The following is a 21,461-nucleotide window of genomic DNA, read 5'->3' on the forward strand; positions in this document are numbered from 1 at the left end:
TTCATCTCCTTCTATTAGCTGACCAGATCGTAGTTGACAAAGCGCCGTGAGACGAATTGCAGGATCAAAGCCATTGCCAGTCCAATAATGAACAGGACCACAGCCAGGGCCGATGCATATCCCAGTTGGGCATATTTAAAGGCGTTGTTGTACAGGTATAGCATATAGAACAAGGTACCGTTATTTGGCCCACCGCTCGTAATGATATATGATTGTGTAAATACCTGTAGCGCCTGGCTCACTCCGGTAATCAGGTTGAATAGAAGCACCGGCGAGAGCAAAGGAAGGGTGATGCTAAAGAAGCTGCGCATTGGACCAGCACCATCGAGGTGCGCTGCCTCATAGAGCGCCTTGGGGATACCACGCATACCAGCCAGGAAGATGAGGGCCGCGTTCCCTGCGCCCAACTGTGCCAGGGCGATGATAACCATCTTCGCGCTTGTTGGGTCGCTCAGGTAATCAATCTGTGGCGCTCCCACGAGCGAGAGTAGATAACTGATCAGACCGTATTGTGGATTGATTAAAACAATGGTGACAAATGAGAGTGCGAAGATTGGCAGGATGGACGGCAAGTAGAGAATGGCGCGGTAGATTGAGATCTCTCGTACTGGTCGATTCATCGCCATTGCTAGCAAGAGCGCTATAACGATGCCTATAGGTACGCCGATGATGGCATAGAATAGCGTGTTGTAGAGCGAGGTCCAGAACAGGTCGTCATGGAACAGGCGTGTATAGTTGCCTAACCCTAGCCATAGCGGAGGCTCAAAGCCCGAGTAACGTGTAAAGCTCAGATATATGGAATAGATCGTTGGATACACCGCCAGGACGATGAAACCGATGATCCAGGGTAGGATAAAAAGGAGGCCCTTGATCAGGTTCGAGCGGTCTCTAGCGCTCATTTTAGATCTGTTTGATACCCGACGCGAAGTTGTTGCTTGCATATTTCAACACCTCCTAGTGCTCAGACGCAATATGGTTGCATTTGTGGCTGCAAGTGTTGGTACACTGTTTGTAAAGCCTGTTGTGGCGTAGCTGCGTGTAGCGTGACCTTTTCCTGGGCCGTGGTCAATTCATCCCAGTAGGACGAGCTTACGGGAATCGGCACGCGCCCATGTGAATAGGGCAGGAGCTTGACGAAGAAGTTGTGCTCTGGTGTAAAGAGGCTTTGTTCGTTCAGTAGTGACTTCCAGGTTGGCAGATGTCCGGTATCTTTGACATAGATCCGCTGTCCTTCTGGTCCAGTCATAAAGCGCATGAAGCGATAGGCGTCATCGGCATGCTTCGCGCCTGTGGGAATGGTCAGGGAATAGCCGCCTGACCAGGTGTAGGGTTGCTCACCCTCGTAGGTCGAGGGTAGGTATGTTACACCATAATCCATTTTCGGCGCGTACTTCTTGATTTGTTCCAATGTCCAGTCGCCACTGATGGTCATTGCCAGATGTTCGGTATAGAAGGGGTCCTGAGAAGGAGGCCCATTCTTCTGAATGTATGATGATGTGAAAGTATTGAGCTTATTCTGAGGCATCACTTCGTTCCAGTCATAGAAGAGCTGGTAGGCTTTCTCTAAGCCGGGATCGGTGGGGGTAACCTGACAGCTATTGGCATCAAAGAACTTCGCACCATATGCTATCGCCCAGGTCGTATGCCATCCTTCATTGAGCCAGGGGATAAAGCCGACTCGATCATATGCGCCCCGCGCATCGGTATGATTCACCTTGAGTGCGATGGATTTTAATGTGTCGATGCTAATTGGCCCATGTGAGGGGTCGAGCACGTCGGGATCAACTCCGGCCTGACGTAGCATGCTCTTGTTGTAATAAAGCGCACGTGCGTCTGACTCAATGGGAAGCGAATAGGTTTGGCCTTTATATTGTGTTTCGCTCCAGGCTGAGGGGATGAATTCTTTGGAGAGGTCTATTTTTTCGCGCGCCATCTGTGGCCCCAGGTTCTCAAGTAGCCCCATTGCTGCATACTGTGGGGTTGTAAAGCGTGGAAGGAAATAGACATCTGGCCCCGTACCACCACGAACAGCGGTCAGGAGCGAGGAGAGGTCAGAGTCGCCTCCTGGTATTGGTACCATCTTAACCTGGATATCGGGATTCGCTTTCTCGAAGGCGGCAATAACCGCCTCTTGAGCTGGTATTCCAATATCATCAGTATAGGTGGTCCAGAAGGTGATTTGGTGAGTCCTTTCCTGGGTTCCTGGTCGGTAGAAAGCCAGGAGAAAGGGCAAGAGAAAAATCAGAATTAATAAGATATGTAACCCCGAGAAACGTCGCAGGGCGTTCATTCTCGACTCCTTTCATCGAACGTATCTCTCATGCGGTATGCTTGATCTTATGATGTGCTAATGTCCGCTATGAAGAGCCTACGTGCCATCCTTTTCGTCAAGACAGCGAATAAGTGATTAAGTACAACGTCGTTTCGTATATCACTGCGCTGTGAAAAAGTGTATAAGGCTCTAGCTCCGAACAGATGCGTTGTTCGGAGATGAGAAAAGAAACTTTGAAAAGATGCCCTCTATGTAGGCGCTGAGCTTTAGCTAGCGCTCATATTGTATGGAAAGATGCCATGATAACTCCGCTTCCTTACCATTCGTCTTGACTGGGCGTAAACTCAACCTCGACGCGTGCTCGATCTCCACGGTGGAAGGTCCGCGAGTGCTCGAATGCCTGACCATTGGCGAGGTAGGCGATACTATCGAGGAGAAGTAATGGGCTACCAAGCGCTATTTCAAGCTGACGTGCCTCCCATTGACCGGCGGCAACCGCTTCCAGGCTGCGCTCACCGCGTGCGATCTTCAGTCCATAGCGTGTACTCAAGACGTGATACAAGGATGCGGAGGTGAGGTCGACACTATCCAGGTCTGGACACAGCTTGTTTGGGATATACGTGGTCGAGACAAGTAGCCTTTCATCCTCAACCGAACGTACGCGTACCAACACTTGCACCTCTTCACCGGCTTGCAGACCGAGCGTCGTGGCTACGCCTTGAGGTGCTGGCTGTCGTTCCTGGCGGAGGATCTGTGTCGTTAGCTGTACTCCCTGACGCCTGAGATCCTCGTAAATACCAAAAGCGCGATGTACAAAGCGTTCCGGCAACTTGGGCTTGGCGACAAAGGTGCCTTTCCCCTGGATACTGAACAACTTTCCCTCATGAATGAGGTCGCTAATCGCGCGTCGAACTGTGATGCGGCTCACGCTAAATTCGCTCCCCAATACGGTTTCCGAGGGGATCAGCACGCCTGGCTTCCAGGTCCCGTTAGCAATCCGGTTAGCGATATTTTCCCTGACTTGATAGTGTTTTGGGAATGGACCGGATACGCTTCGGGCCTTCCCTTCCGTATCTGGGGATGCTCCATCAATGACATCATTGTCCATGGTAGCCTTCTCCTTTTCGTTCCATATGATAAATAGCTTGCGTCAGTATGTTTGGTGTTGACAGCGCTCTTTTCAATATGGTATCGTCTTGTTATAACAAGTGTGCTTTGTTGTTATTATGATCGCCCCGAGAGCGTTTGTCAAGTTTGAGTGCAACGAGCGGTGAGCAATGATGCCTTGAGTGCGAATCATAGTGAGTCTCTCGAAAACCTGAGCGTGCCTGTGCTAGCCACGCGAGCCCACATTGGGGGCTGGTTTTCGCGTAAGATAGTGTAATTCCAGCCGGAAAGGGCACAAGTTCTATGGCGAATCCCTTTACATTCTACGTTACGCAGAGCGCGCATACAGATATTGGATATACCCATCCGCCGGAGCAGATCCGGCAAATGTATATAGAATTCTACGATAGTGTGCTTGATATTTGCCGGCAGACGCAACAAGACCCGGAGCCACATCGTTTTAAATGGACCTGCGAGACCTTCTGGCAGGTTCAGCAATACATTACCGCGAGACCAGAGCGTGAGGAGGAGTTCCTCAGCTACGTGCGTAGTGGGCAGATTGAGATTATGGCAACGTATCTCCACTATACTGATCTTATCGATGCCGATGCCTATCGGCGTAGTATCGAACTGGCGGTCTCATATTGCCAGCGTCACAATCTGCCTCTATTCACTGCCATGCATAGCGATATTAATGGTTGGCCCTGGGCGGCAGCAGATATCCTGGCCGAGTTTAATATCCCCTATTTTTGTAGTCATGTCCATATCGATAACGCGACCGATCCTCTGGGCAAGCGCGGAAGTGCTCATTATGCCTGGTTGAAAGAGTCGAGCGACCTTTTACGTCAAGATACCCCTATCCGTGTTCCGAAGATGTTTTGGTGGCAAGGCCCGGACGGTGGGCGCGTGCTGCACTGGTTGAGTGAACAATACCATCTTGGAAATACTATCGCTATTTCTGGCATCAAAGGCTTTGGGGCTGATAAGAGTCGCTATTTCACCGAGACGGACACCACAAGCGTCGATGAGCTCTATGAGGCGACGAAACGCGAATTGCCACGCTATGTTGAGCGTATACGTGCTGAGGGATTTCCCTACGATATGATGCAGGTCAATACAGGGGGCTTCTATGTCGATAACGCGCCCCCTGACCGCCGCTGGTGTGCCATTATTGAGCGCTGGAACGCTGAGCATGATGATATTAAACTCCGCACCGCAGCCCCTCATGAATGGTTCGAAGATTTCCAGAAACGCTATACTCAGGAGTATCCAACCTATCAGGTCGCATGGCCCGACCACTGGGCGCATGGCCTTGGGGCCGAGACCCCGCGTGTTGCTCTGGCCCGTCAGACGCAGCGTCGCCGCGCTGATGCTATTGCCCTGGTTGAGCAAAGTGGTTCCAAAGAGGCTCAAGCTGCGCTGGATATTGCCCTGGATCAGGAGCGTTTCGCTCTTGAGCACACTTTCAATGCCTGGTCGACGACGGCTCGTCCTGATTCTCCCTTTAATGAGTTCCATCGCATGCAGAAGGATTTGACCTTCTATAGGGCCGATCTCTATCTTAATGAGGCTATTGGACGCAGCTTGCGTACCATTCTACCCACCTCTTCGACGCGTGGACGCCAGTTACATGTTGGCTCTGCCCAGCATCAGGAAGGGCTGCATACTATTCAATTCGCGTCCGAAGATTATCGTATCGATGAGCAGATGCAGTCTCTGGTTGACGAGAGCGGGACTACCTATCCCATTCAGGTTGAAGATAACGCTATGACAAGGTATGTTGCCTCTCTTCCGCTTACTAGCCAGAAGCCGTTCGAATCGTTTTCCCTTGTCAACACAGGTGTGGGCAGCTCTGAGCTACAGACATTATCACAGGGAAGCGGATCGACCCGGCTTTCAACTGATGCCTGGGACCTGAATATCGATATCAAGAGTGGGCAATTGCTTAGCCTGCGTGAGCGCGCGAATGGGCGTGAGTGGGTCGATGCCAAGCATCACCACGGCTTTGGACAACTCGTTCATGAGCGAGTTGTCCATCCCTGGAAGCGAGAAGCTGTTGGGAACCGTGCTCGTTATATCGCGCTGGATATGGCAAGCGAGCAACTCAAGCAATCCTTCCCCAGGGAGAAAATCGTTGACCATCTCAGTGTGCCGCTGGATCAGTCTGCGACCCTACAGCGAGGCCCTGTCTTTGATGAGGTAACACTGCGCGGGACTGAGAGTAGCGTCGGACAGGTCATGCTTTCCTGGCGTGTCTATCATCACTTGCCAATTGTCGAATTGGTGGTAGACTGGGAGAAGGTCTGGTGCGATCTGCCAGAAGCGGCCTATGTGGCCTTCCCGTTCGCTGCGCGTCATGAATTGCTTTTTGAAACTGGAGGTGGTTACTTCCGCCCTGGTAGTCATGCCACAGATGGGCAGTTACCGGGGACTGTTTCCAGTTATTATACTGTTCAACGTGCGGCACGTATCGCGGACGAGAACGGGGCTGCGCTCCTCTGGCTTCCGCTGGATGCACCCCTGGTATTGACCAATGAGCTTGCGTATAATCGTTGGGAAACTGAGCCTTATGCCTGGAATGGTTTCCTGGCCTCGATGCCGGTCAATCACTACTGGCATACCAACTTCCCCATCAATCAGCGAGGTCGTCTGCGTTTACGCTATCGCTTTGTAAGCACCGTGAGCTTTACGAGCGATGAGCAGGCACTCCAGGCCGCGCTTCCAGTGGAAGCTCTCGGTTGGCGCTAACGGAGATAGATCCATATGTTTGATCCAGTGAGACATAAAGAGGCTCTGATCTCGCAGTCGGGATCGCTGACGTTTCCGTCAGCGGTCCTGGCCTTCGATGTTGGGGGCACGCGTATTAAGGCCGGGCTTGTGCGAGGAGCAGAGGTGACAGCTGTACATGTGGTAGACTTGCCCATACAACGTGACGCTGCGAGTGTGCTGGCGGCTATTATGAGAATTGGAGAGCGCGTCCTGGCGGGCCAATCTGTGCAGGCAATTGGGATGAGCCTAAAAGGTATTATTGACCCTCAGCAAGGAACTATTCTGGATGTCAACGAATCCCTCTCCAGTCTGATCGGCTTTCCAGTCGCGCAGTCACTATCACAGTCCTTTCATGTACCTGTCTTCATCGAAAATGACGCGCGCCTGTATACTGTGGGTGAGTTGATGTATGGCGCGGGCAAGCAAGTGGAGAACCTGCTTTGTCTGACACTGGGTACCGGGATTGGCTGTGGCGTCGCGCTTCAGAGGCGTGTACTACGCGGTGGACGTGGTCTCTTCGGAAGTATGGGAGGCCATATCACCGTCCAGGCCGATGGCCCGCGCTGTACCTGTGGCAATATTGGATGTCTTGAAGCCATGATAGGCACAGCCCCATTGTTGAAGCATGCAGTGACCCTCTATACTGAGCGCAGTATCCCTGTTCCTGAGAAGATGACTCCCCAGAGTATCTTTGCTGCTGCCTCGGCTGGAGACACCATTGCGGAACAAGTTGCGGCCTATTTTGCGCGATATTTAGGTGTTGGTATTGTTTCCTTGATCCATACCTACGATCCCGATCTTGTCATCCTTGGCGGTGGCGTTGCCGCTTCGTCTCAATTGTTCCTTCCTACAGTTCAGCGTTACGTAGATGAGCATACCTGGACCTTCCCACGTTGCCGCACGCGCATCTCTATAGCGGAACTCGGAGACACAGCCGCGCTTGTTGGCGCCTCTGCCCTTGCTCGCGGTCTGGACGTCTTAATGTGAATCGAAAAGAGAGTATATTGTAATGGAAGAAGTATCTGCATCATCCACGTATCGTACATACCCGGTTCAGCTTTTCCCCTGGCTAACTATCGAAGAAGGGCATAATGCTCTCGCACGCACACTCTTTCAGGCTATCAAGCAAGTAAGTGGAAAGAAGATAGTTATCATCGACGGTTTCGTTGGTTTGCCCTGGGATGACTTCATAACTCGTCTTCGGGCAGCGTTCGCGGACCTGACGACGGATGAGACGCGTTGGCTCTCAACCGAAACTTGTTTTCGATCCGAGAGTGAGATTAATCAGCTTATCTCTACCTCGCTTACCGATGACCCCGTCTTCGGGCGTATCTTTCATGGCGACCTGCGCGATCTCTGGCAACCCGAACGTTTGAACCAACTCCAAAACAATATTGAGGAGGGGGGAGGGAACATCATAACCGTGATTTATGGCTTCGGGGCTTCCCTTATCACGGAACAAGGTTATCATGTATATGTTGAAGTGCCCAAAGACCGGGGCCAGCAGCTAGCAGGTCAGAAAGCCGTTACCAATGTAGGTGTGTGTCAGCCAGAGGGCTTCTCTGCTATGTATAAGCGCTTCTATTTTGTGGACTGGCCTATGCTCAATCGCATCAAGCGTGCTCAACTGACGCGGATGGATCTTTTTGTCGATGGCAGTGAGCATACAGTGCCAAAGCTTGTCGCAGGTGACGAAATGCGTCGAGCTCTGCATGAGGTGTCGCAGAGACCATTTCGTGTCAAGCCCTGGTTCGCGCCTGGGGTCTGGGGTGGGCAGTGGATGAAGGAGCGCTTTGGCCTGCCAACTGAGGTTCCCAATTACGCCTGGTCCTTTGAGTTGATTGCTCCCGAGAATGGTCTGCTACTTGGAAACCAGGAGCGCTCATTTGAGTGTGCCTTCGACTATCTACTCTGGGCTGAGACTGATGCGGTCCTTGGTGTTCCCGTCGCCGCGCGTTATGGTAGCTATTTTCCTATCCGCTTCGACTATCTCGATACTATGGGTGGGACAAACCTCTCTTGCCAGGTTCATCCCCGCGTTGACTACATTCGCGATCAATTTGGAGAGCCCTTTACGCAGGATGAGACCTACTATATCGTAACCTGTGACGAGGACGCGCGAGTCTACCTTGGTTTGCGTGAAGAGACTGATCGCGAGTCATTTAAGAGCGCTGCTCTGGCTGCGCGCGATCAAAGCATGCCCTTTGAAATCACGGATCATGTTAATAGCTTCCCCAGCAAGCCTCATGACCTCTTTCTCATCCCGAGTGGAACCGTACATTGCAGTGGCGCGAATAATCTTGTATTAGAGATCAGTGCGACCCCCTATATCTTCACCTTCAAGATCTATGACTATCTGAGGCGTGACCTCTCCGGCAATCTGCGCCATGTGCATATCGATCATGCCTTCGCCAATCTTGACTCAACGCGTACGACAAACTGGGTGCGTCAGAACCTCATCCCACAACCTGAACTTCTGCGTGAAGGTTCTGGCTGGGCTGAGTATCGCATTGGTGATATTGAACAACTCTTCTTTGCCATTCATCGCCTCGAATTCTCAATCGCTATCGAGGACGAGACGCAAGGGAAATTTGTGGCCCTCAATTTTGTCGAAGGTGAGACCTGCGAGATTCTTAGTCCTGGAAACGATCCGGTGGAACTGCGCTTTGCCGAGAGTATTATCCTACCCGCAAGTATCAGCCACTACACTTTGCGCAACACTGGCAATGTACCATGCAAGGTTGTGAAAGCCTTTGTCAAGTAATTTCCATTCCATTTTCTCATGTGCTTGAGCGAAGGTGTGCTTCGCTTGAGCTGTGGGTTCCTCTGTATTTACCGAACCTTGGGGGCTATGTTCCGCGACAGTGAGGAACGCCCCCGTTGGCCTTCGTTCGTCCCCGGCATTGTATGCATGCGGGCCATAGATTACCCTAGCACATCTGAGATCCTCATGTCGAGCTTCCCGCAATTGCCTGAGTGTGAGGGATCGCTGCACTGGCCCGTATTACCCGCTTATTTTGGATGGGTTTGTTTCCTTGTTCGCTTACTCTTTATGTGAACAAGGAGGTGCTCATGGTGATACAATGTGTAGCAGAGCTTTATTTGCACGTATCAACTATATGGCGAGAGAACGAGTATATTTGGAGGGAAACCTTGAGCAACTGGACAGTAAATGACATACCTGACCAGCGCGGCAGGATCGTGCTTATCACTGGCGCGAACAGCGGCCTGGGTGTAGAGACCGCAAAGGCGCTTGCCGCGCATGGAGCGCATGTCATAATGGCTTGCCGTAGCCTTGAGCGCGGAGAGAAGGCGCGTGATGCAATCTTGAAGGAAATCCCGAAGGCGTCTATCGCGCTACTCCAGCTTGATCTGGCTTCGCTTGCTTCGGTGCGCGAGTTCGCTTCGCGTGTGCGCCAGGATTACAAGCGTCTTGATCTTCTCTTTAACAACGCAGGAGTTATGGCGATCCCACGTGCCGAGACGCTTGATGGTTTTGAGATGCAGTTTGGTACTAACCATCTTGGGCACTTCGCGCTTACTGGCCTCTTACTTCCCCTGCTCCTTATTACACCTGGGAGTCGCGTCGTATCGACAAGTAGCGTGGCGCGCCGAATGGGAGGCATCCGTTTTGATGACCTGCAAGGCCAGAATTCTTATGCGCGCTGGTCTGCCTATGGACAGAGCAAGACTTCCAATCTGCTCTTTGCCTTTGAACTTCAGACACGCCTTGCTGCTTCCGGGGCGGAGACTATTAGTGCTGCGGCGCATCCTGGCTATGCCAACACCAATCTGCAGGCGACCAGTGCAACCCTCAGCAACTCTTCAATGGAGAGTTTCTTCTATCGTTTTAATAATGTTCTGGGTCAGAGTGCTGCTATGGGGGCGCTCCCACAGCTTTATGCTGCTCTTTCGCCTGATGTTCACGGAGGTGAGCTAGTTGGGCCTCGTAGTCTCTTCGGATTGCGTGGTTATCCTCAGATTGAGGTCAATGCCAAGCGCGAATATAATCACGCTGCCGCTGAACGGCTCTGGCAGGTCTCTACTGAGCTAACAGGGGTGGATTACGCGGGCCTTCAAAGCGCGCCTGAACAGGTCTAGCTAATATTTGCCACTTGGCGCGGAAGAGATGAAGAAAAGTGTGTAATAAAATGCTATGCACAACATTTTATTACACACTTTTTACCCAGAGGTCTGCGAAGCAGGCTGATTTCCGCAGCGAAACCCACATATACAGCCGGATCTGTCCGGGGCTAATCTCATTGCTTATTCATTGAGGAGTGCTGACCTTACACGTAGCAATCCTCATAAGGTCAAGCTGTGACAAGCCATACTACAGGGAGTACTGCTCTGCTGAAGGCAAGCCTGCATTCAGCTCAACTTAAAGGTACCAATTTCAATGGGGCTGATCTTAGCTGGGTTGATATGCGTGAAGTCCCTAAAATCCTTATTATAGCAATCATCTCATAACCTGGAGTGAATATTTTCCATACACGCTGGACACGCACAGAGGAGATCTAGTCTCAATACTGCTCTTCTTGCGGAAAAGCTTGCAGATTGTACATGTCCAGAGGGCAGAGTGATGGGTGGTGAATTGAGATAAGTGGGTTGACATTTATCTATAATGTATCTAAAATAGTTACGAATACTACTATACGCGAATATTTTTATTAGCGAAATGTCATCTATCAAATCGGAGCGCCCTGCATGCATCTTCCTCGCATTAATCCCAAGATTTCAGTCAGTATCGTCTTTGTCGCTGCTATGTTTATGAGTATCATGGATTCAACTATTGTCAACGTAGCGCTACCTTCTCTAAGCCGCCAATTTAATGTGACTGGTACGGCTATCGACGCGGTGGTAGTAGGGTATCTTGTAAGTCTGGCAGTAGTGATCCCAGCATCGGGCTGGCTTGGCGACCGCTTCGGTACCAAGCGTGTATTTTTGATCTCGCTAGCTCTCTTTAGTATTGCTTCCGCCCTCTGTGGACTGGCGACCAGCCTACCTATGCTCATAGGTTTTCGCGTTCTTCAAGGTCTGGCAGGTGGCGCCCTGACTCCGGTGGGGACCGCGCTGCTCTATCGTACCTTCCCTCCTGCTGAGCGCGTTCAGGTTTCGCGCATCCTCAATATTCCGACCGCTCTCGCGCCTGCCATGGGTCCAGTGCTTGGTGGCTTGCTCATTGATAAGCTTTCGTGGAATTGGGTCTTCTATGTTAACGTCCCTATTGGGATTGTTTCCTGCCTTTTTGGCCTCTTCTTTCTTACTGAGAACTCTGAGCATAAGACCAGGGACTTTGATGTATTGGGCTTCGTACTTGCTGGTGTAGGCCTTGCATTGACGATGTATGCGTTGAGCGAGGGACCAAATGATGGTTGGACCGCTCCTGGCATCCTGATAAGCGGCATTGTTGGCGTGTTGATCTTGATCGCCTTTGTCATTGTTGAGCTACGTGTCGCTCATCCGATGCTTGATCTGCGCTTATTCAGTAATCGGGCCTTCCGTGTCTGCAACCTGCTCTCCCTCTTTTCGGGAGCAGGCTTCATGGGTCTACTCTACGCCGCGCCGATCTTCCTGCAAGAGGGGCGTGGTGCCACAGCCTTGACTTCGGGTCTCACCACCTTCCCTGAGGCATTGGGTGTCCTGGTCTCTACACAGATTGTTGGGCGACTTTATCCCACATTAGGGCCACGACGCCTCATTCTCACTGGCTTGAGTGGCGTTTCCATCTTCATGTTATTGATGTGTCTGATGGGGCAGGATACTTCACTCTGGTTCATGCGGGTACTGATGTTCCTGATTGGGGCAGGTATGGCCTGTGCTTTTCTCCCTGTGCAGACGGCAGGTTTTGCTACGATCACGTCTGCACAGACTGGTCAGGCTTCGGCACTCAACAACGCTCAGCGGCAGGTGGGTGCCTCGCTTGGAGTCGCGCTCATCAGTAGTATTATCAGCATTGTGGGGATGACGACCCTGGACGCACATGGCGTTGCGCAACCCAACCTGAATGCGTATCATGCTGCGTTCATCACTTCCGCCATCCTGATCATTATCGCGACTGGTATCTCCCTCCTGATACGTGACAGCGAGGCAGCCGCCACGATGCGCAAGTCTCCCCTCAAGGAGCAGCCCACCAGCATCGACGAGGCTATCGCTGCCGCTGAAGCCAGCATCTAAGCAGAGTATTACGTGAAAGAGCGCTTTTCCATCACAGTTGAAAAAGCGCTCTTTCACATTTTATTTACTTTCAATAGCGTGGAGGACCTGAGCGAACGCGTGTGCGTATATCATAAGCGCGTGAGATGCCCTCCCATTCCCACATGCTTTCCAGCCACCATGTCGCGCCCGCCTCAGCAAATGGGCGCACAATAGAGCCTGCACGCTCGGGATCATTGGGAGGAGTCTCTCCTTCGACTATAATGTCGCGTAGGGGCAAACCTTCACGTAGTTCCTCGATAGCTGTCTTGCGCTTACCTATCTCATCAGGTTTGCCATTGATGACCGCACCGTCCCAGCGCGCTGCTCGCCGTAATTGGCTCTGTTTAACTCCTCCAATTACCCAGATAGGAATACGTGGCGTTTGTACTGGCCGCTGTGTGCGCCAATCCACACTGGCTTGCATCTCTTGCAGGTGATAATGCCGTCCCTCATATGTTAGAGTTTGCGAAGGCTCTCCTTGCCACCAAATATTGATAAGCTCAAGCGCCTCGTCAAGCCTCTGGGCACGCACCTTGTTATCCTGCATTCCGAACTTATCAAGCTCTAGCACTCCTAGTCCTGCTGTGAGGATTACTCGCCCATTTGAAAGCTGATCAAGGGTTGCGGTTTGTGCAGCTATGTACCAGGGGGGCTGTTCAGGTAGTGGTGTGAGCATTGTGCCCAGCGCGATCCGCTTGGTACATGTCGCAATGGCCGTGAGTAATATCCATGCCGTCATCCAGTTATCGGGCAGAAAAACTCCGTCCCAGCCAGCCTGCTCAGCCTCTTGCGCTAGTTCTACTACCTCGTTTGGCTCACCCATGAGAATGAAACCATATTTCATTATTTTACTCTCCCTGCCTGCAAATACTCAGTATTACAGCGAAAGTGTACACCTGGTAATATGACAACGGTGGTCATATTAGGCGAAAATTAGGGAGAATTTGGCACTCTTCCACACCAGAGTTGGGAGCATTTTTGTAGATTACAAGCATAAACCAACCATCTAGCCGCATTTTCGCGTTGCCTTGTGTTATATGAGGCTCTCTGGAGTTTGGTGTCACTGTTCCTGAGCTTCCTGGATGCAAAACACATGGGCATACCTATGAAGAAATTGTGAAGCAGGGCTAGGACGCTATCGAAAGCTGGATTATGGTCGTAGAAGAGTTAGGCGACCCTACACCCTTTACTCCTTACTTCTCTAGCAATAACCAAATTAGAGCGGAATTAACTAATGGTGAACCTAACCAAGCTTGTATGTCGCGATACCCTTAGCAACTATGCTATTAGCGGCATCGTAGACCTCGACATCAAGATAGACAAGGCTGCGGCCCCGCCGCAAAACGCGCGCGACCGCACGTAGGTCTGATGCCACAGCGGGAGCAAGATATGAGACTGTAAGATTAACGGTTGAGCCACGTATACGTTCAGGCACCTCGGCGTCGGACCATGCTGCGGCCATTCCCGCGACATCAATGAGTGATGAGATTGCCCCCCCATGCACTACTTGTTCCCGAGTGATCACCTCATTTCTGAAAGGGAGCAGCAGAGTTGCCTGACCGGGCTTGATCTCGACAAGCTGTATGCCAAGATATCGAATATAGGGAGATGTAGGAATAAATTGACGTATGACGTCTGCGCCTGTTAAGGGCACCTTCTTCGATGATTCATCTGCTATGCTCATATAGGTTCTACCTCCTTGTATCTTGCCTCTGTCTGAGTGTCCTCACTTTGGTGCTATGTTTAGGGCCTCGCATGATTATATGCCAGATAAAGCATACCATATGACTCTCTTGGCTAAATGGGGTGGGAGGGAATTTCTTCCGACTTGTAACATCTGGTGGGTAAACGCGATTATGGGGTGAGATCTCAAAACCAGATGAATAATGAGGTGCATGATGCAACTAGTATCCAGTCCGCCTGAGCCGGTAGAGACGCCTGTGGGCCAACTCTATCAGCGTCACTGGCTCGGTCTTCTAATTGCGATCCGTCAACATATTCCCTCAGAGGCGGACGCGGAAGATATCTTGCTGGACGTCTTTCTCGCGGCAATGGAACACTCAGCACTGTTCCAAATAAGCGCTCAACGCCAGGAAGCTTGGCTCAGGCGTGTGGCCTACAACAAATGTATGGATTATCACCGACGTGGAATTCGGCGCCCCGCACAATCTTTACATGATGATGTTGCAGAGCGGTTAGTAGACGAAAAAACGCTTACCCCTGAGCAATCCCTTCTGCATCAGGAGGAACTGACGCAACTTCAAGAGCATCTCGGCTCTCTTTCAAGGGAGCAGCAGGAAGTGTTGCGCTTACGTTTTGCCGATGAACTGCCCTGCGCGCAAATCGCGGCTCGTATGCGTAAAAGCGAGGGGGCAATTCGCACCATGCTTTCGCGTACGCTCAATCTACTGCGAGGCATTTATAAGCAACGAAGGGAGGAAGGAAACTGCTATGAATAACCATGATGAACGATTCCAGCCAGAGTTGATTGAAGAGCAGATTAACTCACTTTCTAGGGTTGAGTTCTCAACACCGGATTCGCGTATGACCCAAGATTTGCGGCGTGTCTATACCAAATACTCGAACGCGGGGGAACGTGTCTGGGAGCGGTTGGCGCGGCATATTGCCACTACCAATGATGATGTAGAGATAATCGCTCTAGATGGTGCGGCTGGGCATGAAGAAAATACTAAAAGCGGCATTTTACAGGGACCACGTGACAGGTATGGCGACGTCGTCAAACAAATGAAACCAGTTTCGCTCACGCTTTTCCCTTCCAGGCGAAACGTTCCCTCTTGGCTAACTACACTTGCTGCTGTGCTGGTGGTTGGCATTCTGATTAGCTCGCTGCTGACAGTCTTGCAGATGATGCGCGCAGACCAGACAGGAACGAGCCCTGTCGCCACTGTTCATGGAATCTACATTTTTAAGAAGGATGGTATAGATAAACTAGACCTCAAGACACACAAGATTTTGTGGCATGTGACGCGCGCATATCATGCATCTGAGGGAGATTTAGACCCAACTAACGTGACAAAAGCCTGCGTCCTGGGCAATAACCTGTATATGTTTGATGAGATAAATAAGGTTACAGCGATTAATACGCAAACTGGACAGGTACGGTGGTCCCGCGAGATTACCAATAATGGAGCACGCCGATATACGTGCCTAACCCTCTATAAGAGCTTGCTCTTTGTAGCGGGTGACTCGTATGTCAATCCAGGTCCACGGGTGTACGGGCTAGATTCTGCCAGCGGCGAAGTTAAGATAAGCTATGTACCGATAAATAAACGATTTTTGATAAATGGTATTGATGGGGATACATTAACCTTTACAACAAATGTGGATCAGGTTGGTGAAGTCGTGTATGCAGCCAATTTGACCGATGGCAAGATCCTGTGGCGTATGCCTATGGTTCAACCTGAGAACACATATGAGGATTATCCAGCAAGAGTAATTGATGGTGTCGTCTATCAGTCTTTCCGCTCGAAAGATCGAAAGAGTTCTCCATCAGATTTCCTCTATGCTTTCGACGGCAATACAGGTAAGCTCCTGTGGAAATATTTCATGCATAGTGATGGTGTAAGAAGTGCCTCCTTGAGCGGTGATACCCTCATTTGCGCTGACTATGCAGGGAATGTCTTTAGCCTGAATGTGCGAACGGGTGCATTGGCCTGGCAACAGTCCTATAATGCTAGTATTACGAGGAATGGACTCATTACGCAAACCACTTCTGATGTGCTCTATCTATCCGCTTCTCGAAGCACTAAGGATAGACCTCAACAGTATATGGTGGCTTTAAATGCGAAAAGCGGCAATGTGCTCTGGGAAACGGGCATTCCAGGTTATAGTTTCGGTGATAGTAACAGAGTTGCAAATGTGAATGGTGTGGTCTATAGCATAGTATGGAGTAACTCCTACATTGGGGGGAGACCATCTGTCTTAGCTATTACCGCGATACGTGCCAGCGATGGCAAACTCCTCTGGAAACTTCCTGTAGATAATGGCATAATCCTGGCCTGAGCGAATTGCCAGGAAGAGTCTGAACTACTCTGCCATGATCCACCTCAGCTAGTCAGAGCTGACTAACTGAGGTGGGATGTTTTGAAGCAAGATCAGCAGTTGTAATTTAGCGCAAAGGTGGCGCCTGCCCCTGGACTATCTTAGGAGCGACCATCCACTGGTACAAGGATGGGATTAAGAGTAGGACAAATTGCCGATGAAGTTCTGTACATTATTACGGAATGTGTTGCCTGTCTGGCTACTGATAATAAGTGGGAATAGGCTGTGATCTAGATTACCACCCTTTGATCGCCTTGCTGCTTGCCAGCCAGTGCTCTACGACGTTACCCACGAATGGAAGTTTGGTATACTTTCCGGAGAAAGCACCAACCATGCCGACGATCCAGCCGACGAAGCCTATAAGGTTCAAGAGCACGAAGGCGAAGATGGCGAAACCATATATTAATGGAATTTCTCTCACCATGATAGTGAGAAGCGCGATGTAGAGTGCGTTGAAGCTGCCGAAGAAAATGAGCGATTGGAGAGCATGAAAGCGAGCCAGCCTGTCATTAGGCGCGTAGAGCAGTACCAACAGACCGCTCAACCAGAAGAGGAGATAGCTTAGACCTGCTAGACGGGTGCTGCTGTTACTGAAAGAGAATAGCATGGGTTGGGGTATTTGCGCTGACATCCTGGGTTCTTCGAACCCTTCCTGATGTTGCATTGAAGGTCCTTCAAATCGATACTGTGATTGGGTATCATCGTATACACGCTGGGGCTGCTCCCAATATTCCTTTTGATAGGCTTCAGCCTGTGGTTGCTCATAGTCTTGATATTGCTTCATACTTGTATGTCCTTTCTCAAAGTTACTGTGTATGCTCGTACCTTTGTGGTCAAGTATAAGTAGCAGATGTGGTGGATCTATGGCGAAAGTGTGACGAAAATGTGACTGTTGCTAGCAAGTGAGCTATAGAGGGCGAATGTCCGCAGCAAGAGCGACAAAGAAAATGCTTTGGGGGGTATTTGACATGCGGCCCCTGGATGTGAGGAACTATAGGTAAGTGTGTAATCTCAATATTTGAAAAGGGGTTCCATCATGATCAAGGGCATTGGGCATGTTGCCTTCAATATTAGTGATTTGACGCGCTCCCTGGATTTCTATTGCAACAAATTGGGCCTGCGTCAGGCTTTTCAACTCGACCGCGAGGGGAGTCCCTCGCCATGGATCGTGTATCTGCAAATCGCTCCGGGACATTTCATCGAACTCTTTCCTGGAGCCAGCGGTGAGAATCGTCAGAGTGAGGTAGGGTATAATCACTTTTGTCTGGTGGTTGATGATCTACCAGCGACTCTCAAGGAGCTAGAGGCGCGCGGGCTACCTATCGAAGGTGCTCCAGTGCGTGGCCTTGATAATAACTGGCAGTACTGGCTTACTGATCCCGATGGCAACCGTATTGAATTGATGCAGATCTCGCATGACTCACCACATGCGGCGGCGGACGAAAGCTGGCAGTCATAATCCTCATTGCAGAGGTACATAACCTCTCTTCTCTCCCCTGTGATAGCTTGCCTTGCCGGGACTACAAACGAATAACTCCACCTTTGTATTCCTGGCTGGCTTGCTCATTTCCCTCACTTTCTTCCATTGCTATAACTCTGCTGTAGGACCTTCTTAATATGTATTGACTCATTTCTATATTGCTGCTATAGTTTACTTCGTTATTTACCTTCAAATTATGAGTCAATGTGATCATTGTACCATATTTTGAAGGCTTGTCTTGCCAAAGACATAAAAATCTTTCGCTCCTTAATTGAGCGGATTTTTTGTATTGACATATTTATTTACTGAATGCGAAAGGATCACTAGTATGGCACATGCCTCCTTTGATCTTGAAACGTTTATCGGGGTGCCACCCGAAAAGGTAACAAGTTTCCTCTCTACACTGAGCAATCACACTCAGATCCATCCACTTATTGTCAAAATTACCCACATGAAATCAACTGTGGCGGCCGATGGCTCTCATGTCAATCATTATAAGATTACGGATCGGATGAAGCAGGGACCTTTCATGACGACCTTTACCTATAGTGTTGAGATGAGTATCAACGCGAAGGGGCAGATTGTCTATGATGCGCATCAGTCACCTGGTATCTTTTTGCATAATGTGACTACCTGCATCCCAGAGGGGAATGGAACGCTTGTAAAGGAGCGTGTTGAAATCACGGCGCCGGGCTTACTTGTCAAAACAGTGTATAAGCAAGGATATGCCTCGCATCAAGAAATGTTTACGAAGCTCAAGGCATTGTTGGAAGGTACACCTATTACGAGCAAGTAAATATACATTGTGTTGCTGATCAATCCTGTATTGTATGTAAGGAGAAGAACAAATGATGCATCCCACCAATTCCGAATCGCGGACAAGTTCGCCGTTAGGTGAAACTACCAATCCGCCACTACCTCGCGTAAATTGGTGGCTGCGGATGACAAGTACTGGATGGGATATACCTCAGGAAACAATTGAGCAACGAGAGAAGGTGCGTCGAAGTCGACTCACTTCCTGGATTTTGCTTGGCATGCTTGTTACCCTTACGGCCTTTATTCCAGCAACATTTACTGACCGAGCTTCAATGTTCTCAGTTCTTTTTGCTCTGGCTGGTGTGCTGGTGGCAACATTCTGCAATCGCAAAGGCTTTGTCACTGTCGCCGGAGGTATTCTCGTAACGCTATCGATCCTGGCAACCATCGGCGTTGTTCTTGGTTCAGCGGATGGTAAAATTCACCTAGTCTATTTGCCAGCTTACGATATTATGGTTATTTCTGTTATTCTTGGTGCTTCTATTCTCCCACGCAGTGCCGCGTTTATCATTGCAGTGGTGAATACGATTCTGATCACTGCTGATCTGATGGTGCAGCCCTTGTCACCTGATCTTCAGCAAGCCATATCTCAATATACTATGGCTGTTATCGTGGGGCGTCCGGTGGCGATTCAGATTATGGTTGCTGTAATCTCGTTTCTCTGGGTGCGTGGTATGGATCAGGCCGTAAAACGCGCTGATAGAGCCGAGGAATTGCGGAGTATTGAGCAGCGCTTTAGCATGGTTGAAGCTGAACGGAAAGCTCAGGTAGAGGAGTTTGTGCAGGAGATCATCAATGCCTTGCGCTTGCTGGCAAACAGCCAGGAAGGTCTTGTTGTATTATCTCCTAACCATCCACTCCACCAGCAAGGCATGTTCATTAACAACCAGTTGAAGCAATTCTATCGTCTTAAGCAGAGTGGTGGCGTTACAAATGAGCAGACTGCTTATGCTGCCAAAATTCTCTTGACGATGTTGCAGCGTGTTAATACCGGCCATATGAAGCCCAGTGGCCTAGATCCTCGGGTCTTCGCGACCCAGGTGCCCATTATTGATACGATTTCCTGGTATCTCTATCACATGCTTCAGGGCAAATATGCTCCCGCCGTATCCCCTAATTCACCAGCACATGGTGGGCTTTAAGCTGAAGACCATCCTCCAAGCAAGAGAGCGGTACCTACGCAAACAGGTACCGCTCTCTTGTTTAGAGCATTACTACTGACTATGGGAGATCCGTTCTGCTATCTCATCATTAAATCAGGACGATTCAAGATATCTCTTAGAGACCCTGACCAACGATATGCTGGGGTTTTACGTAGAGGATGACACGCTCATCGCCTGGGTAGCGGATAGTGGAATCATAATGCTTCGCGAGAGTGTCGAAGAATTCGCCATTGGGATCTTCCTCGACATGGTCAACGATGCCACGGAACTCTGCTTGGGTATACAAGTTATCGGGATCGGTGATCGCTATCGCGACGCGTGGGTCGCGTTGGATATTCCGGAATTTCTGGCGTTTCGTTGTGTGCGTAAATTTGAGATATTCACCATCCCATAAAAACCACATGGGCGAATTCTGTGGCTCGCCGTTATTGCCAAGCGTCGCGAGATACGCGAGTTGTTTTGATTGAAGGATTTTTTGCACCTTCGGATTACTCAAATCAGCCATGAAATAGGGCCTTTCTATATTGATGTATGGGAATCAAACGTACTCATAATGGTGAGTCGCATCGTTTTAAGTTGGAGTAGAAGAAATAGGATATTTATGCTTTTCTATCCTACTCCTGCCGCGACTTTCCATACTATATTCAGTATTGAGAGGTCCTGCAAGTCCGAATTTTAGAGAGGTCCGCGTGTCGCGCAGAGATGAAAGCGGAATGAGATGGCTGCTTGACTTTTATCGGACATTACCGATCCCGAGACTCACGTTTTGTTGAGCCTGAGGGGTTCTCTGGCTGAATTTCACGAAGGACATACAATTTTTGCTCTTCTTCGCTGATTTGATTGTATAGTCTGTTCTCTTCCCGTGTGAGGTCATCCATGCGATGAAGGACTCTGAAGAACTCATTGACATTATTGAAGGCGGTCATGTGATCCTGATAGAAAAGAATCTCATTGTCCAGAGCGATAATGCGCTGTGACATAGTATCGATGTTGCGCAGAATGGGTTCTTCTTCCGGGTTATGTGATGAAAGGTTGTAGGTAATCATGTTGCGGCTCCATTGGCATAGTTAGCACTATCATTCTAGCGCTTGGAGAAGGCGTAGGATCTCATGCGAAAGCCAGCGCCATCTGTTGGCGGTTAGCGCTGATGTCTTCAGGTTTTCGGATAAGGTGTAAGCAAAATATACCTGGAAGCGTGGAGTAATGGCATCCTTCGAAAGAGGGAATTGTCTTCACTCTAAAGGCTTAATGGTTTGAAGATGGCCGCTCATGTTGGAAGATGGCTGTTCATGCTGTAGGAAATGGCGAATCTGGTGAGGAACGTGGTAAAGGTCTGGAATAATGAGATAGGCATTGGGAAGGGTTCAGCGGAGAGAGGTCAACGCTATTCAGGTTAGGCCACGGCCTCTCTCTGCCTGTTCGAGATACTTTACGCCTGGCTACGAGTTTTCTTCTCACGCTGGGCTTGTTTTTTCTGTTTATTGGATTTGGGTGCAGCTTTCTGCACTTTTTTCTGTTCTTTGTTTGCCACGGGAAGTACCTACCCTCTTTTCTTGTTAGAGAATACCTATGCTATTGCGGTGCGTAAAGCCGC

At 50.0% G+C, this 21,461-nt stretch carries 19 protein-coding genes; 11 read left to right on the plus strand and 8 right to left on the minus strand.

What is annotated here, in order from left to right; translation table 11 throughout:
- Positions 1–14: 14 nt before the first annotated feature.
- The 3 genes from K3T82_RS24480 to K3T82_RS24490 all read right to left on the minus strand — a co-directional run bounded on the left by K3T82_RS24480 (position 15) and on the right by K3T82_RS24490 (position 3,380).
- A complete protein-coding gene (locus tag K3T82_RS24480) occupies positions 15–941 on the minus strand; it encodes a carbohydrate ABC transporter permease (protein ID WP_220196175.1) in 927 nt (308 codons plus the stop codon).
- Positions 942–961: 20 nt separating this feature from the next.
- On the minus strand, positions 962–2,290 hold the full coding sequence (locus K3T82_RS24485) for an ABC transporter substrate-binding protein (RefSeq protein WP_220196176.1): 1,329 nt from the start codon (positions 2,288–2,290) through the stop codon (positions 962–964).
- Between the two features lie 298 nt (positions 2,291–2,588).
- Positions 2,589–3,380, minus strand: a complete 792-nt coding sequence (locus K3T82_RS24490; protein ID WP_220196177.1) for a GntR family transcriptional regulator — start codon at positions 3,378–3,380, stop codon at positions 2,589–2,591.
- A 302-nt stretch (positions 3,381–3,682) separates the two neighbouring features.
- On the opposite strand from K3T82_RS24490, the gene K3T82_RS24495 reads away from it, so the two are divergent.
- The 6 genes from K3T82_RS24495 to K3T82_RS24520 all read left to right on the plus strand — a co-directional run bounded on the left by K3T82_RS24495 (position 3,683) and on the right by K3T82_RS24520 (position 12,325).
- Positions 3,683–6,127 carry a glycoside hydrolase family 38 N-terminal domain-containing protein gene (locus K3T82_RS24495; RefSeq protein WP_220196178.1) on the plus strand — a complete coding sequence of 815 codons (2,445 nt, stop codon included), beginning with the start codon at positions 3,683–3,685 and terminating at the stop codon, positions 6,125–6,127.
- 15 nt (positions 6,128–6,142) lie between these two features.
- On the plus strand, positions 6,143–7,135 hold the full coding sequence (locus K3T82_RS24500) for an ROK family protein (RefSeq protein WP_220196179.1): 993 nt from the start codon (positions 6,143–6,145) through the stop codon (positions 7,133–7,135).
- Positions 7,136–7,157: 22 nt separating this feature from the next.
- Positions 7,158–8,912 carry a class I mannose-6-phosphate isomerase gene (locus K3T82_RS24505; RefSeq protein WP_220196180.1) on the plus strand — a complete coding sequence of 585 codons (1,755 nt, stop codon included), beginning with the start codon at positions 7,158–7,160 and terminating at the stop codon, positions 8,910–8,912.
- A 389-nt stretch (positions 8,913–9,301) separates the two neighbouring features.
- Positions 9,302–10,249 carry an oxidoreductase gene (locus K3T82_RS24510; RefSeq protein ID WP_220196181.1) on the plus strand — a complete coding sequence of 316 codons (948 nt, stop codon included), beginning with the start codon at positions 9,302–9,304 and terminating at the stop codon, positions 10,247–10,249.
- A 219-nt stretch (positions 10,250–10,468) separates the two neighbouring features.
- On the plus strand, positions 10,469–10,618 hold the full coding sequence (locus tag K3T82_RS49990; RefSeq protein WP_220196182.1) for a pentapeptide repeat-containing protein: 150 nt from the start codon (positions 10,469–10,471) through the stop codon (positions 10,616–10,618).
- 237 nt (positions 10,619–10,855) lie between these two features.
- The gene (locus tag K3T82_RS24520; RefSeq protein ID WP_220196183.1) at positions 10,856–12,325 is read left to right on the plus strand and encodes a DHA2 family efflux MFS transporter permease subunit; all 1,470 of its coding nucleotides are present in this window, start codon (positions 10,856–10,858) and stop codon (positions 12,323–12,325) included.
- A 70-nt stretch (positions 12,326–12,395) separates the two neighbouring features.
- On the opposite strand, the gene K3T82_RS24525 is transcribed toward K3T82_RS24520, so the two are convergent.
- Complete coding sequence (locus K3T82_RS24525) at positions 12,396–13,190, minus strand: LLM class flavin-dependent oxidoreductase (protein ID WP_220196184.1); 795 nt, start codon at positions 13,188–13,190, stop codon at positions 12,396–12,398.
- Between the two features lie 399 nt (positions 13,191–13,589).
- On the minus strand, positions 13,590–14,030 hold the full coding sequence (locus K3T82_RS24530) for a PaaI family thioesterase (RefSeq protein WP_220196185.1): 441 nt from the start codon (positions 14,028–14,030) through the stop codon (positions 13,590–13,592).
- 211 nt (positions 14,031–14,241) lie between these two features.
- Between K3T82_RS24530 and K3T82_RS24535 the strand changes: the two genes are divergently transcribed.
- Positions 14,242–14,805, plus strand: coding sequence for an RNA polymerase sigma factor (locus K3T82_RS24535; protein ID WP_220196186.1), 564 nt, complete (start codon positions 14,242–14,244; stop codon positions 14,803–14,805).
- Entirely contained in the window at positions 14,798–16,369 is a 1,572-nt protein-coding gene (locus K3T82_RS24540) for an outer membrane protein assembly factor BamB (RefSeq protein ID WP_220196187.1), read from the plus strand. Before K3T82_RS24535 ends, K3T82_RS24540 begins: the two co-directional genes overlap by 8 nt.
- Positions 16,370–16,643: 274 nt before the next feature.
- Here the strand turns inward: K3T82_RS24540 and K3T82_RS24545 are convergent, their stop codons facing one another.
- Positions 16,644–17,192 carry a DUF4870 domain-containing protein gene (locus tag K3T82_RS24545; protein ID WP_220196188.1) on the minus strand — a complete coding sequence of 183 codons (549 nt, stop codon included), beginning with the start codon at positions 17,190–17,192 and terminating at the stop codon, positions 16,644–16,646.
- A 252-nt stretch (positions 17,193–17,444) separates the two neighbouring features.
- On the opposite strand from K3T82_RS24545, the gene K3T82_RS24550 reads away from it, so the two are divergent.
- The 3 genes from K3T82_RS24550 (at position 17,445) to K3T82_RS24560 (ending at position 19,846) form a co-directional block, all read left to right on the plus strand.
- A complete protein-coding gene (locus K3T82_RS24550; RefSeq protein ID WP_220196189.1) occupies positions 17,445–17,867 on the plus strand; it encodes a VOC family protein in 423 nt (140 codons plus the stop codon).
- A gap of 349 nt (positions 17,868–18,216) precedes the next feature.
- Entirely contained in the window at positions 18,217–18,684 is a 468-nt protein-coding gene (locus tag K3T82_RS24555; protein WP_220196190.1) for an SRPBCC family protein, read from the plus strand.
- 52 nt (positions 18,685–18,736) lie between these two features.
- Entirely contained in the window at positions 18,737–19,846 is a 1,110-nt protein-coding gene (locus tag K3T82_RS24560; protein WP_220196191.1) for a hypothetical protein, read from the plus strand.
- Between the two features lie 136 nt (positions 19,847–19,982).
- Here the strand turns inward: K3T82_RS24560 and K3T82_RS24565 are convergent, their stop codons facing one another.
- Positions 19,983–20,372, minus strand: coding sequence for a PPOX class F420-dependent oxidoreductase (locus tag K3T82_RS24565; protein ID WP_220196192.1), 390 nt, complete (start codon positions 20,370–20,372; stop codon positions 19,983–19,985).
- 238 nt (positions 20,373–20,610) lie between these two features.
- Entirely contained in the window at positions 20,611–20,913 is a 303-nt protein-coding gene (locus K3T82_RS24570) for a hypothetical protein (RefSeq protein ID WP_220196193.1), read from the minus strand.
- Positions 20,914–21,461: the final 548 nt, after the last annotated feature.

The sequence above is a fragment of the Ktedonospora formicarum genome (genome assembly GCF_016587355.1).
GTDB lineage: Bacteria > Chloroflexota > Ktedonobacteria > Ktedonobacterales > Ktedonobacteraceae > Ktedonobacter > Ktedonobacter formicarum.

Bases quoted from the DNA above. Each gene is read 5' to 3' on its own strand.
- K3T82_RS24520 (WP_220196183.1), top strand. From the start codon at position 10,856: ATGCATCTTCCTCGCATTAATCCCAAGATTTCAGTCAGTATCGTCTTT.
- K3T82_RS24480 (WP_220196175.1), bottom strand. From the start codon at position 941: ATGCAAGCAACAACTTCGCGTCGGGTATCAAACAGATCTAAAATGAGC.
- K3T82_RS24530 (WP_220196185.1), bottom strand. From the start codon at position 14,030: ATGAGCATAGCAGATGAATCATCGAAGAAGGTGCCCTTAACAGGCGCA.
- K3T82_RS24535 (WP_220196186.1), top strand. From the start codon at position 14,242: ATGATGCAACTAGTATCCAGTCCGCCTGAGCCGGTAGAGACGCCTGTG.
- K3T82_RS24570 (WP_220196193.1), bottom strand. From the start codon at position 20,913: ATGATTACCTACAACCTTTCATCACATAACCCGGAAGAAGAACCCATT.
- K3T82_RS24490 (WP_220196177.1), bottom strand. From the start codon at position 3,380: ATGGACAATGATGTCATTGATGGAGCATCCCCAGATACGGAAGGGAAG.
- K3T82_RS24560 (WP_220196191.1), top strand. From the start codon at position 18,737: ATGATGCATCCCACCAATTCCGAATCGCGGACAAGTTCGCCGTTAGGT.
- K3T82_RS24550 (WP_220196189.1), top strand. From the start codon at position 17,445: ATGATCAAGGGCATTGGGCATGTTGCCTTCAATATTAGTGATTTGACG.
- K3T82_RS24545 (WP_220196188.1), bottom strand. From the start codon at position 17,192: ATGAAGCAATATCAAGACTATGAGCAACCACAGGCTGAAGCCTATCAA.
- K3T82_RS24485 (WP_220196176.1), bottom strand. From the start codon at position 2,290: ATGAACGCCCTGCGACGTTTCTCGGGGTTACATATCTTATTAATTCTG.
- K3T82_RS24540 (WP_220196187.1), top strand. From the start codon at position 14,798: ATGAATAACCATGATGAACGATTCCAGCCAGAGTTGATTGAAGAGCAG.
- K3T82_RS24495 (WP_220196178.1), top strand. From the start codon at position 3,683: ATGGCGAATCCCTTTACATTCTACGTTACGCAGAGCGCGCATACAGAT.
- K3T82_RS24505 (WP_220196180.1), top strand. From the start codon at position 7,158: ATGGAAGAAGTATCTGCATCATCCACGTATCGTACATACCCGGTTCAG.
- K3T82_RS24555 (WP_220196190.1), top strand. From the start codon at position 18,217: ATGGCACATGCCTCCTTTGATCTTGAAACGTTTATCGGGGTGCCACCC.
- K3T82_RS24500 (WP_220196179.1), top strand. From the start codon at position 6,143: ATGTTTGATCCAGTGAGACATAAAGAGGCTCTGATCTCGCAGTCGGGA.
- K3T82_RS24565 (WP_220196192.1), bottom strand. From the start codon at position 20,372: ATGGCTGATTTGAGTAATCCGAAGGTGCAAAAAATCCTTCAATCAAAA.
- K3T82_RS24525 (WP_220196184.1), bottom strand. From the start codon at position 13,190: ATGAAATATGGTTTCATTCTCATGGGTGAGCCAAACGAGGTAGTAGAA.